Consider the following 14,176-nt stretch of genomic DNA (forward strand, 5'->3'; position numbering starts at 1 on the left):
GAAAGCTTTCACATACAGAATGCGAGAGCGGCAGCGGCTTGCAGATTTGCGGTAAAAATTTTTGTGGACGAGCAAGGCAGGTAGAATGATTTCAAGAAAATATTTTTAAGCAGCTATTTAGAGCGATTTGCAATTGAGTTTACTCAGCATCTGTTGAGAGAGCGGTCTTTGACCGCGACTGCTTAACGACGCGGTCAAAGACCGCTTGTTCAACCTCAGTAAATCGTTTTGCAAACCGCTATAGAGCGATTTGCAATTGATTTCACTTTGAAGCGGTTGGCAACCCGTTATCGTTTTGAAAAATAAAAAAGCGGTGATGAGTTTAAACTCATCACCGCTTGGTTGTTGAAGGGCGCGAAAAAACCTAGAAAGTGAAACGCGCGCCGAGTTGCATTTGGAATGGCGCACCCGGATTATTCGTCAACAATAAACTTCCACGTCGCGATGAAGCAGGATTCAAATCATAGAGCGACAGGAAATTCGGATTGGATGGCGCAAGAAATCCGCAATCACGTTGCGTCGTAGTCGCGCAGTAATTGGTTACTTGAGAACCGGAAAGTTGAATATTTTCGAGGTTGAAAATATTGAAAATTTCCGCCGAAACTACCAACTTTCGGGTTTCCGCACCGAGGTTGAAGCGTTTCTGAACCCGCAGGTCAACATTATATTGTGGACGGTTGCGGAAGGAGTTGCGCAAGAACGGCACGCCGGGCGCTCTGAATGGGCGATCCGGTCCGCCACGGTCTTCGTTGGCATCGCTGCCGAATGTGGCATCAATCGGCAACCCGGAAAGCAAACGAATGGCGCTTGAAATTTCAAAATCAAACGGCGTGGTGAATACCGGATTGGCAACGAATTGATGTTTACGATCTAAACGCGAGAGGAAATATTCCGAGCTTAAATCTCGACCATTTTCATAAGAGATACCGCCCGCGTCACGCTCGTTGTCATCATCGGAAAGCGATTTTGAACGGGTGTAGAAAGCGTTGAATTGCAAGCGCGATTTCTGGAATTTGGCGCGCAAGGTCAAGGCGCGATAAAGCGCTTTGCCCGTCGATTCGCGCACTTGAACCGAACCGAGTGTCGAGATGGGGCGCGGAACCGCCGGACGCGCAGTGCCCGAACCGAGCAGTCCGTAAAAAGGTCTAAGTGAAACATCACCGGCAAGCAGACCGGGAGAGGGCAGATTTACATCACGATTGCGTTGCAGATAAGTGGTTTTGACGTGGGTGTAATCTACACCAACTGTAAAGCCTCTGCGCAATTCCCGCTCAATGCCAAGTCCGAACTGGAATGATTGAGGATTTTTGAAATCCGAAGCCATGGCAATCGGCGCAACTCCTGTGAAGGGGTCGAAACCGGAAATGCCAAGCGCCTGGGCAATCGAGCGTACCTTGTCTGCGGAAATTACCGGCAACGAACCAAGCGATGCGGTGTTGAGGTCAACGCCAATCAATTTCAACTGGCAATAAACCGTGGTACAGGTTTTCAGCGGATTGCCGGCAGCCAGTGATGAGGTTGATAACGGCAATTGAATCGACAGGTCGCCTGCCGGGTCACGGAAGTTATTAAACGGCGCAGCCAACAGCAGTAGCGGCGTGCGGGCATAGTAGAGTCCGGTGTAGCCGCGAATAACGGTTTTGCCGTCGCTTGACGGGTCATAAGCAAATCCGAAACGCGGGCCGAATTGTTCGGTCGAATCGGGAATCTGCGTCGGATCAATTACATGACCTGACGGGAAGCGGAAATCTTTAAGCTTATTAATCAACGCCGTATTGTTGGCTTCCGGGTCGGGATTGTATTGACCTTCCCAACGCAAGCCATAATTGATGGTCAGGTTCGGACGAATGCGCCAGGCATCCTGCCCGAAGAAAGCGATTTCGTTTGTCGAATAGCTGGCTTGACGATTACCGATTTGGCTGAGATAGGTAACCGATGAACTATCGAAACGGTTGACCGTGCCGGTGGTGACGCTCGGCGTATAAGACAAAATATCAAGAATTGTCGAGACCGTAGAGCCTGAAATATTGAAGGTTCCGAATTGGTTGAAACCGAACAACTGATCAACGAAGATGTGGTTGATTTCGCCGCCGAACTTCACGGTATGGTTGCCCTTGGTCCAGGTCAGGCTGTCAGCAACCTGGAATCTCCAGTCAAATTGCGTGGTCGGCAGAAAGTTCACCGCGCCGAAACGTCCGATGCTGGTGCTGACGGTCGGAAGTTCCGAGTTGGAAAGACGCGGACGCTCTTCGCGTGAGTATTGACTGCGAAGTTCATTGACTAAATTGGTGCTGAAGAAACTCGCGAACTGTCCGACAAAGGTGTTGGTATTATCTTTTTCCGTTCCGTTGTTGGTCAGCGCGCTGACCGTGGTCGGGAATAAGGCGTTACCGGTTGCGTTGGAATTCAACGCTTCGTTGCGGCTGTAGCTATAGCGCACATTGAAGCGATGGTTGGAATTGATTTCGTAGTCGAAGCGACCAAGCAAGGCATCGGCATCGTTGGTTGCGGTAAATTGGGTTTCCTGTGATTTAAAGAAATCGAAAGCTTCCTGAGTGTTGGTCGTTGGGGTAAAGCCACCAAGGTTATTAAAGAAGACTTCGCGTTCGTTACGAAATCGTTGATGTTCGTAAGAGAAAAAGAAGAACGCTTTGTCTTTTTTGATTGGCCCACCGATTGAACCGCCGAATTGATCCTGACGCGGCGCGGGTCTTACTTTGCGCTCAAACGGCGGTGGCGATGAAGTCGAGGTTTGCAAAGGTTGAACGGAAAGTTGCAAGGCATCGAAATAGTTATTGTTTCTTGCCAGCTTTTCCGGGCGCAATAAATAGAATAATGAACCGTGCCAGTTGTTGGTGCCGGATTTGGTGACGGCATTGATAACGCCGCCGGTCGAGCGCCCGAATTCGGCTGAGTAACCGCCGGCAACGACCTGAAACTCTTTGATGGATTCCTGAGGAACCGTGAATGCCGTATTCGAGCGTTCACCGCCGCGAATGCCGCCGAAAAACGGTTGGTTGTAATCGACGCCATCAACATTGACATTTGCGCCATAAACGCCGCGTTGACCGGAAAGCGAAATCTGTCCGCGTTGCGGGTCAACCTGCGCGGTCGGCGTCAAGGTAACGAAGTCCTGAAAGCGGCGACCGTTGATGGGTAAGTTTTCAATGGCGCGTTCATTAATCACGGCGTCGGCTTCCGAGCGTGTGGTCTGTACCTGAACCGCGCCTGCCGTTACGGTGATGGATTCTTCAACGCCTCCGGTTTTTAATTCGACATTTAAATCGGCGGCGCGACCGACGGTGACTTCGACATCAGCATTAATTTTGGAAAAACCTGAAGCCTCTATCGTCACTTTGTACTTGCCGGGCGGTAACAATAAAATTTGAAACGAACCGCTGTCGTTTGAAGTCGCTGAACTGGTCAAACCGGTTGCGCTGTTGACGGCTTTGATGGTCGCGCCGGCAATCGCGGCTTTCTGTGGGTCAGTCACGGTGCCGACGATTTGACCGCTGCCTGCCTGTGATTGAGCCAAGACGGGAATGGAACTCATTGCCATCACCAACATCAGCATCAATGCACAAAGGGTTTTGTATGAGGATAATTTTGACATTTTGCCTCTCCTGAAGATTAAAGTCGGGTCACAGATTGTGAGACGCATTTTGCCGTGGCGATTTTCAATCGATGACCATTGTATAAAATGAACTGAGGAGTCGGTGAATGCTTTGCTGAAAAGCAGCACAACATCTTCTCCATTTTCCTGTCGCCAGAGTGTTAGCGAAATTCTGATTTCGTCTTGCCCGGGCGCGTGTGAGCGTAAGCCAACCTACCCTTTTTCATCTTTCACAACTGAGAAACTTTGGGGTGGATTTTAAGCTGAAAGGCTACTTTAAGCAGGTGGACAAGTCAAGCAAACTGGGAGTTAATTTTTTGGTAATTTTCGGGCAACAATCCGACTTGTGAACCCTCTCAAACAGCGTTCGTAAAGGTCAAAGCGAGTTGTGCCACAGCGATAAAAATTAAGGCGCAGATTGCCTTAACCTGCGCCTTAACCAATCAAATTATTCGTTCGTTTATTGTCTTGTCGGGCGGGTCGGAGATTGAATTTCAATCACCGCTTTGTAAGCGCCGGAATTATCGGAAAGCGTGCCTTCATTGACCGACAAAAATAATAAACCGTCGCGGGTTGCAGTAAATTCGGCGGCGCGACCGATGAACAGAAAATCATCATTGTCCGCGCCAATCACGCCAATCAGTGCGCCTGTGGGTTTATCAGCCATCAACTTTCTGGTATCCGGCGTATCGAGACCTTCGGGTCCGCTGGCTTCGCCTGCCGGGTCGATGTTGATCGTGCCGGTGGCAGTGATGCGAATTTTATCGCCTTTCTTAACAATCAAACCGGTGCTCGTCCAATCGCGTTTCGCGCCCACTTCGACGGTCTGGGTTTTGACATTGGCTTTTTTCGGATCGACTTTGGGAATCTCCGGCGTGGTCACTTCAGGTTGCGGGGTTTTTTCAATAGGCGGCGTTTCGACAACCTCTTCACGTTTGGGTTCAGGTTCGCGTTTCACCTCAGGCTTTTTCGTATTTTTGGTGTTTTTCAACGAAGGGTCAACCGGCGGCTGACTCTCTTTTGCCGGTTTGGTCGAGGCTTCTTTAGGGGTCTCTTTAACAGTTGGCGGAGGATTGCTCGAAGCCATAGTCTCTTCCGGTTGCATATCGCCCGCAGTTGCGGCTTCAAAATCAATCTTGGCAATATCACCGGCATAGATCATCGCTTTGCTGCGGTTGCCGCTCGAACCGGTATTGAGCAGAATAACAAACTGGTCATCGGCAAAGCTTGAAACTTTGCCTTTAATCACACTGCCATTTTTCAAAGTAATCGTGTCGGCCTGCACGCTTGACGCCGTGAGCGCCAGAACCATCAGCATTTGTAAAGAAAATATTTTACGCATTGTACTCCTCACCATTCTGTGATCTTTAGGGTCGCAAATTATAGCAAATCACTTCTCATCGAGAAACTTGATTAAACCTTGTGAATGATCACAAGAAAAACTTGATTATTCGCCTTCGTGATTGACCCGCTGCTGGTAGTCTTCCGATGATGCCGGGTCGAGTTCCCAGCGATGGCGGTCGCGCTCTTCAATCTTTTCAGGAGTGTGCAACGGCTCATCGTCGGCATAGCTTAAACCGGCGGCTTCGCCCATCTCATCAACCAGGTCATCATCTGTTGTGGTTATAAACCCACCGATGGCTTCTTCACCGGACTCGTCCTGATGATGTTCAGCCGCATGCCCTTTGACCGATTCATCGGTGAACAACTCTTTATTCGTAGCAAAACGTTGGACTTCGGCAAACTCTTCAAGCACCTCTTCGCTGGGTTCGTAGATTTCGCTTTCGACTCTACCGACATCAATAAATTCCTGGTTCGGTTTTTTCATAGCTGACAGAGCCTCCTTAAAGTTTGCAGAGATAACCATTGCGCATTCGAGGGAGTAAAAGTCTATCACACACGTTGAAAAAATTTGAGCCGAAAAGCTGGCTTTGCAGGCAAACCTAAGAAGGAAAATCGGGATTTAAGTTAGAAACAGGGAGAAGAAAAAAGGAACTCGAAGGGATGATCGAGTTCCTTGCAATGTGTTAAAGCTAAACAGCCGTTACGTTGGAAGCTGCCAGACCTTTGGGACCTTGAATGAGCGTGAATTCAACCATTTGACCTTCATTCAAGGTCTTGTAGCCTTCCGACTCGATAGCCGAATAGTGTACAAACACATCATCACCGCTTGAGCGTGTGATAAAACCATAACCTTTTGCGTTGTTAAACCATTTAACGGTGCCTTGTTCTTTCAATGCTTTTATCTCCTTTTCATCTTGGGTGAATCTCGTAGTGATGATCAGAGCTAGGAGCAGAGAGCGTCTGCGGCTTTTTGTTTTTCTACAAACGCGCAAAACTTTAACTTCAACTTCAGTTCTCCTCACACTACTTTCAAATAACGGTTCCGCGCTTTTCGAGCGTAGCCTTTATGGACATCAGCCAACGCATTGCCGTTTCAATGCGGTTGCAAATTAATCTACTTTGGGAAGGTTAGAAGAATTTGAAACGCGCCAATCCTACACGCCGTCCGGCAGGCTGTCAAATTGATTTTGCATTTTTATAAGACAGATTTCCGACACTTTCTGAACCCATAAAAATGCAAAATCAATTCGCTAAATCAAGGCTTTGTAACGGAAAATTCATTCGATTGCACACCCCCAGGCGTGGTGACGCGAACCTTCAGTAGGCTTCCTGATGGCGGCGCAAATGCCGGTTTGATAACTGCTGAAATGAAAGTCGCGGATTCCACAGTCACAGAATTAATCGTCACCCCTTGTCCATTCACAGTTATTGACACGCCCGCGTTGGTTGGGAAATTGGTGCCGGTAATGCGTACAATGGTTTTACCCGTACCTTTCACTTTCAAGGTCACCACAGTGATTTCCGGTCCAATTAAACGCCCGGCATTCACTTCATTCGATAACGGCGAGTTCGGATTTTTAACCCGTACCAACAAACTTCCCGCACTGTTTCTAATCGCCAGATTCTCATCCAACTCAACTGTGCGTTGCGTGGCGGCGAGTTGCGCATCAGCCGGAATGTGCGCAACGACCTGTATGCCATTGATGAATACCTGTGTTGTCGATGTGAAGTTTGTGCCATTGACGATTACGCGCAAGCCACTTTGTCCGGCATTGGCTTGTTGAACGACTTGCCCGTTCAAGGTTAGAGCAGTCGAAGTAGCGAGCGTCGGCGTGGGGTCAACGGGTGGCGGCAGCAGTCCTAATTTGGCAGAGAGTTTTTTACCGCTGAAAACATAAACTTGTCCGCCATTGGCAACATTGTCGTTGATGCCATCGCCGTGCATGGCGTTGGCGATGTAATCGACATAACCGTCGCCATCAACATCGCCACCCCACAGACGATAGGAAAACTCGTCGCCGCCATCAAAGTTCTGACTGCCTGCCAGCATATAAAGTTTCGGTGAGTCCGGCGGGTCGTAAAATTTGATTTCCGAAGGCAGAAAATCGCGCTGCCCGAAAATGATTTTCGTATCCCCTGCTTCATCGCGTTCAACGCCACCAAGTTCAAAGGTATGTTCGGGGCTGCCAATAAAAAGTTCTGCCATGCTGTCTTTGTTAATATCAAAGGCGCGAACCGAATCGCCTGCACAATCGCCCGCGTCCTGTCCGTAAATTTTGACGACGCGCAATCCCGATGCTTCCGTATCGGCTAAATCGACGGTCGCGCCAACCACATTCGGCTCGCCATAAATCACATAGACCGCGCCAGTATTGCCGATGCCGGGGTCTGGGGCGACGGCTTGCAGCGCGCCACAGATTAAATCGGCGCGACCATCGCCATTGAGGTCTGCACTGTGAACCTGGGAACCGAGCAAATCACCGCCCTTTGCGCCGATGATGTGGGTTGCGGTTGCCGGCGGGGTTTGCAGATTGACCATCGCAGGCCAGTTGCGGGTTCCATAGACGACATAAATTTCACCGCATCTGGTTCGTTGTCCATTGAAACTTGCGCCGAAGGAATCGTGCCCGTTGTCTTCTGTGGGCGATACATAAGAAGCCGAGTCGCGGAATATCGAACCCCCGATAATCACATCACCAATGCCATCATTGTTGATGTCGCCGACTTGCAGAGCTGCGCCCCAATGCTCTTCGGTTCCCGCGCCTAAAATAGTTGCGGTGCGAACTCCCGCCGGAGGTGCAGCCAGGTCAATGACGTTTGGTAAATTTGCCGAGCCGAAGACAATGTATGCGCCGCCAAGATGGACACGACCGCCATCGTTGATTTGGTCTGCGCCGATGATAATATCAGCGAACCCGTCACCATCAACATCACCTTCATCAACCCAGATGCCGGCGCGGGCGCTGCTCTGTGGCGCATAAATCGCCACGATGCCTGCGGGCGGTGTTCCATTAGGCGTTTGCAAATCAGCGTTCAAATTAAAATTGGTCGCGCCGTAAACCAGATAAACCGCGCCACTATTGAAACGCGCATTACCGGGTCCATCATCGACGCCTGCGCCAATCGCCACATCGCGAATGCCGTCACCGTTGACATCGCCATTTGCGGACACGGAAGTGCCGAGCAAATCGCCGGTGTCTGCGCCGACCAGGGTAAAATTGTTTGCAGGGTTGGTGGCTAAATCGACCGAGCCGGTATCGCGTCCGTCGCTCAGATAAAAATTGACCAAGCCATTATTGAGACGTATGCCCGCGCCGGCGCTGGCGTACATGGCACACATAATTAAATCGGCGCGACCATCGCCATTGATGTCACCTGCGCCAACCGGGTAGCCGATTTCGCCGCCCAGACGCAAGCCGCCATAAATCGTCAGCAAGCCGTCTTGCGGCACCGCCGTATCCACAGCAACTTCGATGCTCGCGGGAGTTTGCGCCGAAGTGATGACGTAACTGAAGGGAAGCAGCAGCAAAAAAAGAATTGCTAAAGATAAACCAACTCGGAACAACCTGTTTTTTTTATTCATTCACACTTCACCAAAAACTGATATACGGTGATTCACGGGGACGGACATTATACAATGCAGTTTGAAAAAAACGCGACTACCCGACGCAATAAAAGAGGCGTGGATTTTTAAATGAGATAAAAAATGGAAGAAAACCCGCAACCGTTTCGTCTAACGGGCGAATAAACGGAGCGAAACTTATGGAGCGACTCGCGCTGATGAACCGATGCGATTTGGAGACCGTCATCGTCGATTGCATAGCCGGAAAACGGCAGGCTTTTCATACGCTGTTTGAAGCCTATAAAGATAAGGTCTATTCCATCGCATTGCATTTCAGCGGCGAAGAGGCAATGGCAAAAGATATAACCCAGCAGGTCTTTTTGAAATTGTTCACCACCATCAAACAATTTCGCTTTGATTCGCAATTTTCGACCTGGCTGTATCGTATCGTTGCCAATGCCTGTATTGATGAACAGCGAAAACGCCGTCGCTTCATTCCCTTTGCTCAGGGCGTAGAGGTGCGCGACATGATTGCCAGCGGTTCACAGGAAGAACGTTTGATACAAAGACAGATTTCCGATTCGGTAAGGGCAGCCATCGGCGATTTGAGTCCCAAATTGCGATTGCCGATTTTACTGAAATATGTCGAAGGATTGTCTTACGAAGAGATTGCCGAAACTCTGGGTTGTTCAATCGGCACGGTCTCTTCGCGCCTCAATCGCGGGCACAAGGCACTGGCGCGCAAACTCGGTCATCTGCGCGAGCGGGTCGCAACGGGAGAGTAGTTATGTTTAGCAAGCACGTATCGGCAAAACTTTCAGCCTATTGCAATGGCGAACTTTCAAATGATGAGACGAAAGCCATCGCCGAACATCTGCTGGTTTGCAAAGGTTGCCGCAAAGCATACGACGAAATCAATCTGGGCGTGCAGCTTGCGCAAAGTTTGCCGCAGGTCGTTGCGCCCGCGTCGCTTTGGAGTGAGATAGAAAACCTGTTGGATGCGCCACAGCCTTTACCATCAACACCGCGATTCGGATTTCCATTCACCTGGCAGAAACTCGTTTTCACGGGCGCGCTGGCGATGGCGCTCGTCGCCTGTGGCGTGAGCCTGTGGTTGTATTTTGAAATGCGCGCGGCAAGCTGGCAGGTGGTGCGACTCGATGGCGCGCCGAAAATTAATAAGAGTTTAGTCAGTGACAGCGAGCGATTTTCGGAAGGCGAATTGCTCGAAACCGATGCGAATTCGCGAGCGCGCATCAATTTGACCAAAATCGGACACGTTGACATTGATCCGAATTCCCGCGTCAAAGTAATTTCAACGAAATTCACGGAACAAAGACTGGCGCTTGAACGCGGCAAATTGTCTGCACGAATTTCTGCGCCGCCGCGAATCTTTTTTGTCGATACCCCTTCGGCAAAAGCGGTGGATTTGGGCTGCGCCTACACCTTGGAAGTTGATGACAACGGACGCGGTTTGTTGCAGGTCACCAGCGGTTGGGTGGCGCTGGAATATCAAGGGCGCGAAGCGCGTGTGCCTGCGGGGGCGGCTTGCGAAACTCGCCCGCAGGTTGGTCCTGGCACGCCGTTTTTCAGCAATTCAACCGCAGCCTTGCAAAAAGCCCTTGAACGCTTCGATTTTGAAAATGGCGGGATTGCGGCACTCGAAACCATTCTTGCGGAAGCCACCACCCGCGACACCTTGACGCTCTTTAATTTGCTCTATCGCGTCGATGGCAAAGAGCGCGCTTCGGTTTATGACAAACTCGCAAGTCTCGTCCTGCCGCCCGATGATGTGACGCGCGACGGCATCTTGACGATGAACGCCGAGATGATTGATTCCTATCGCACGGCGCTTGAACCGGTGTGGATTAGCGAAACCTTTCCGGCGCTTCGCAAAGCTTTACGCAACATTTTGGATAAACCGCCGGAAAAGAAAAAATGAAGCGTAAAGAGAGCCGCATTCATTTGCCTCCGGTTTGATTTTTTACACCTTTAATCAACCCGAATTTAACTATCACTAAAAATTGTGCTGCCGCTTTGCTGACCAGGCAGAGATGAGTAGCCGTGTGTTTAAAATTAAAGGAGAAAATTATGAAAAACATTTTGCGTTGGGCAATCATTTCACTGGCGTTGCTTTTCGTTGTTTTGCAATTCGTGCGACCGGCAAAGACCAATCCGATGATTGATGATTCGCGCGCGCTGCACAATCAGACAGAGATGAACCAGGAGGTGACAGCCGTGATAAAACGCGCCTGTTACGATTGCCATTCAAACGATACGCGCTGGCCCTGGTACAGCAATATCGCGCCGGTTTCGTGGTTCGTCATTGACCATGTCAATCACGGACGCAAACACTTGAATTTTTCCAACTGGGCGGATTATGACAAACAACAAAAAGCGACACAGCTTTTTTTGATTGGTGAAACCGTCAGGCTTGGTAAGATGCCGATGTCTTCGTACACCTTGATGCACGCGGACGCCCAACTCACGGACGATGATAAAAAATTAATTGCCGAATGGGTGAAAGCGGAAAAAGCAAAACTCTTTAATCAACCGCAGGCGCAAAGCTTTGTGCATTGAAGCTTCACTTCATCAATCAGTTTGTGCCTGGAGAGTCTTAAACTCGCGCTGAAATCTTTTTGGAGCCGCATTCAAATTTAACGGCAAAGCCGCAGATAAACTCGACGAACTTAACGGAGAGGCTCAGCCTCTCCGCACATCAAAGCGGCAAAGCCGTAAAAACACAGTTAAGAAATTGAGAAGCGTGTCATCACTTTTCCAATACGATGATGGTATCGTCCGCATCAATCATTTTTAGATTTTTCAACACGACAGCGTTTTGCGTTTGCTCGAACGCAACCTGGCTGCGGTCTTTTCGGTAACGCGCCGATTTGATTTTTTCAGTGAGTGACAACGTCAAGGTGTCGGTTTTTAAATTCAGCAGGTGAATGAAAATTTTATTGCCTTTCGTAGTTACTGCGCCCCAGTCTTGCGGTGTAATCGCGCCGCCGCGTGTGCCGTAAATGGTTTCGCCGTTGGCGCGCAGCCACGCGCCGATTTCTTTGAGCGTTGCGACAAACTCCGGTTGAATTTTGCCATTGGGCATCGGTCCCACATTCAATAAAAAATTGGCATTGAACCCGGCGGCGCGCACCAGATAATGAATCAAATCGCGTGGGCTTTTAAATTTTTTATCGTTGGCATTATAACCCCATGAGCCGTTCATGGTTTCGCAGGTTTCCAAAGGCAATGCGCCGATCTCTGCGGTGTTGAACCCGGCGGTATTTTTACCGGGCAAATCTTTTTCAAACATCTGAAAATCTTCGCCCGCAAAAGGCGCTTTGTGATGGTTGGAACCGACCAGCGCATCGGGTTGCAAATCGTGAATCAATTTATAGGTTTTTTCGAGTCGCCAATCGGCCTGCGGTTTATCCCACATGCCATCAAACCAGATGCCGCCGATTTTGCCGTAACCTGTGAGCAATTCCGCGAGCTGCGCGTCCATATAATCGAGGTATTTGTACCATTCACCTTTATCGACTCTGCCGGTATATTGTCCGGTTTGTCCGCGCGGAAAATAATCGGGGTGATGCCAGTCGAGTTGCGAATGATAAAAGAAAAGCTTGATGCCTTGTTTGTGGCATTCATCAGCTAACATTTTCAACACATCTTTTTTGTAAGGCGTGCGGTCAACGATGTCCCAATCGCTCGCTTTGGAATCGAACATCGCAAAGCCGTCGTGATGTTTGCTGGTGATGGTGATGTATTTCATGCCCGCAGCTTTCGCAATCGCCACCCATTCGGCAGCGTTAAATTCGGTTGGATTAAATCGCGCCGGTAACTTTTCATATTCGCTGATGGGAAGCTTTTTCACCTGCATCACCCACTCGCCATCTTCGAGGACACTGTAAACGCCCCAGTGAATGAAGAGTCCGAATTTCGCATCCTGAAACCAACGACGCGACGCCAAGTTGTTTTTCGTCGGCGTGTATTTCGTTTGCGCCGGAACGGTTGATGAAGCGCAGGAAAAAATCAACACGATGACCAGAAGTTTACAAAGTTTAAGTAGCAGATAGGTTTTGATGTTCATGGGTTTTGAGCGTCCTTTCGCGTTTTCTTTTTTCCAGGATTTTTACTAGATTGTCAATGCGAACGAATCTGAAAGGTAGGAATATCAAGGATGGTTAAAAGATTTCTCTCAGGCTTTATCACGATGATTTTAGCGGTGAGCATCGTCGCTTGCTCGAATAAAAAAGACACGAATGATGCGCCTTCAGTGGCAACGCAAGCTTCGCCGCAAGCGCCGGATTTGACGCCGCCCGCCGCGCCTACGCCCACCGGCAAGCTTGTCGAAGCGCCCGCGAAATTCAATAAAACATTGGTTGGCACTTTAAATGGCAACATCGAAATACAAATGAATCTCACACGCGATGGAAAAAATCTTTCGGGCAGCTATTTTTATGAAAATGTGCGTGAGCCGATTGAACTGAGCGGCACGGTTGAAAAAGACGGGAGTTGCAAAATCACCGAACTCATTGGCGACCAGGAAACCGGCGTGTTCAAAGGTCGCATCAACGGCGAAGAACTGGGCGGGGTGACCTCGCTGAGATTTGAAGGCACCTGGGCAAAACCCAACGGCGAAAAAGCCATGTCTTTTGCCTTGCAGGAGCAACGCTTTGTTTTAAACGGTGGCTTGTTGAACATCGTCAACAAAAAATTGCAGGAAGAGAACAAAAAGCAGCACTATGAATACGAAGCCAGTTACCCGCAACTCGATGGCGTAAAAGACGCAAAGACCGATGGATTTAATAAAGCCATTGCCGGGATGATCAATTCACAGGTAAGCCGCTTTAAGAAAGATGCCCCGGAAAGTTTTAATGCCGACGACCCGGAGCAGGTAAGCGGATTGTGGATTGATTACCATGTGACCTTTGCTAGTGACGAGTTAATCAGCGTCGTATTTGATATGTCGGAATACTCAGCGGGCGCTGCCCACCCGAACAGTTATTCAACGACTTTTAATTATGATTTGCGCAATGGCAAAGAGATTAAATTGCGTGAGCTATTTGCCAATGCCAATTTTTTACAGGTGATTGCCAACCACTGTACCAGAACGCTTACTGCGAGGTTAAAAAAGATTGAAGCTTACGATGAAACCATGGTGAAAGATGGCGCTAGCGCCAAAGCCGACAATTACAGCAGTTGGAATATCACCCGCAAAGGCTTGTTATTTAATTTCGACCCTTATCAGGTCGCGGCTTACGCTGTTGGCCCGCAAGAGGTGTTAATCGGTTATGAGAGTTTAAAAGAGGTATTGAAAAAAGATTCGCCGATTGCTTCATTAATCGGCGGTAACGCAAGTGGCGGCGACATATTGAAATAATCACAGGCGAAAATTTTTTGGAGTGCTGCGACCATTCGCAGCTTTTATTTTGGGAATGGATTTATAGTAAGGAGCCATATAGCCCTGGCGGCTGCCCGGATTTTGCGATGATAGCGGTTTGCAAAAGAGTTTACTCAATCTTCGTTGAGAGAGCGGTCTTTGACCGCGTCGTCAGGCAGTCGCGGTCAAAGACCGCTTATTCAACCTCAGTAAATCGTTTTGCAAACCGCTATAAACAAGTAAATGGATTCTTGGGTTCATAAACAAAAAGCGC

At 49.3% G+C, this 14,176-nt stretch carries 10 protein-coding genes; 4 read left to right on the forward strand and 6 right to left on the reverse strand.

Going from position 1 to position 14,176, the window contains the following annotated elements; translation table 11 throughout:
• Window positions 1-364: 364 nt before the first annotated feature.
• The 5 genes from AB1757_04340 to AB1757_04360 form a co-directional block, all read right to left on the reverse strand.
• Complete coding sequence (locus AB1757_04340; protein ID MEW6126271.1) at window positions 365-3,613, reverse strand: carboxypeptidase regulatory-like domain-containing protein; 3,249 nt, start codon at window positions 3,611-3,613, stop codon at window positions 365-367.
• Between the two features lie 460 nt (window positions 3,614-4,073).
• Window positions 4,074-4,955 carry a hypothetical protein gene (locus AB1757_04345; GenBank protein MEW6126272.1) on the reverse strand — a complete coding sequence of 294 codons (882 nt, stop codon included), beginning with the start codon at window positions 4,953-4,955 and terminating at the stop codon, window positions 4,074-4,076.
• A 105-nt stretch (window positions 4,956-5,060) separates the two neighbouring features.
• A complete protein-coding gene (locus AB1757_04350) occupies window positions 5,061-5,441 on the reverse strand; it encodes a DUF6335 family protein (GenBank protein ID MEW6126273.1) in 381 nt (126 codons plus the stop codon).
• Window positions 5,442-5,646: 205 nt separating this feature from the next.
• A complete protein-coding gene (locus AB1757_04355) occupies window positions 5,647-5,850 on the reverse strand; it encodes a cold shock domain-containing protein (GenBank protein MEW6126274.1) in 204 nt (67 codons plus the stop codon).
• 362 nt (window positions 5,851-6,212) lie between these two features.
• Window positions 6,213-8,540, reverse strand: a complete 2,328-nt coding sequence (locus tag AB1757_04360; GenBank protein ID MEW6126275.1) for a hypothetical protein — start codon at window positions 8,538-8,540, stop codon at window positions 6,213-6,215.
• 179 nt (window positions 8,541-8,719) lie between these two features.
• Between AB1757_04360 and AB1757_04365 the strand changes: the two genes are divergently transcribed.
• The 3 genes from AB1757_04365 (at window position 8,720) to AB1757_04375 (ending at window position 11,099) form a co-directional block, all read left to right on the forward strand.
• Window positions 8,720-9,304, forward strand: coding sequence for a sigma-70 family RNA polymerase sigma factor (locus tag AB1757_04365; protein ID MEW6126276.1), 585 nt, complete (start codon window positions 8,720-8,722; stop codon window positions 9,302-9,304).
• A 2-nt stretch (window positions 9,305-9,306) separates the two neighbouring features.
• On the forward strand, window positions 9,307-10,461 hold the full coding sequence (locus AB1757_04370; GenBank protein ID MEW6126277.1) for a FecR domain-containing protein: 1,155 nt from the start codon (window positions 9,307-9,309) through the stop codon (window positions 10,459-10,461).
• A 149-nt stretch (window positions 10,462-10,610) separates the two neighbouring features.
• Window positions 10,611-11,099: a heme-binding domain-containing protein gene (locus tag AB1757_04375; GenBank protein MEW6126278.1), complete on the forward strand. Its 489-nt coding sequence runs from the start codon at window positions 10,611-10,613 to the stop codon at window positions 11,097-11,099.
• A 190-nt stretch (window positions 11,100-11,289) separates the two neighbouring features.
• On the opposite strand, the gene AB1757_04380 is transcribed toward AB1757_04375, so the two are convergent.
• The gene (locus AB1757_04380; protein ID MEW6126279.1) at window positions 11,290-12,609 is read right to left on the reverse strand and encodes an alpha-L-fucosidase; all 1,320 of its coding nucleotides are present in this window, start codon (window positions 12,607-12,609) and stop codon (window positions 11,290-11,292) included.
• 90 nt (window positions 12,610-12,699) lie between these two features.
• On the opposite strand from AB1757_04380, the gene AB1757_04385 reads away from it, so the two are divergent.
• Complete coding sequence (locus tag AB1757_04385; GenBank protein ID MEW6126280.1) at window positions 12,700-13,902, forward strand: DUF3298 and DUF4163 domain-containing protein; 1,203 nt, start codon at window positions 12,700-12,702, stop codon at window positions 13,900-13,902.
• The last annotated feature ends 274 nt before the right edge of the window (window positions 13,903-14,176 follow it).

The sequence above is a fragment of the Acidobacteriota bacterium genome, assembly GCA_040754075.1.
Taxonomy (GTDB): domain Bacteria; phylum Acidobacteriota; class Blastocatellia; order UBA7656; family UBA7656; genus JBFMDH01.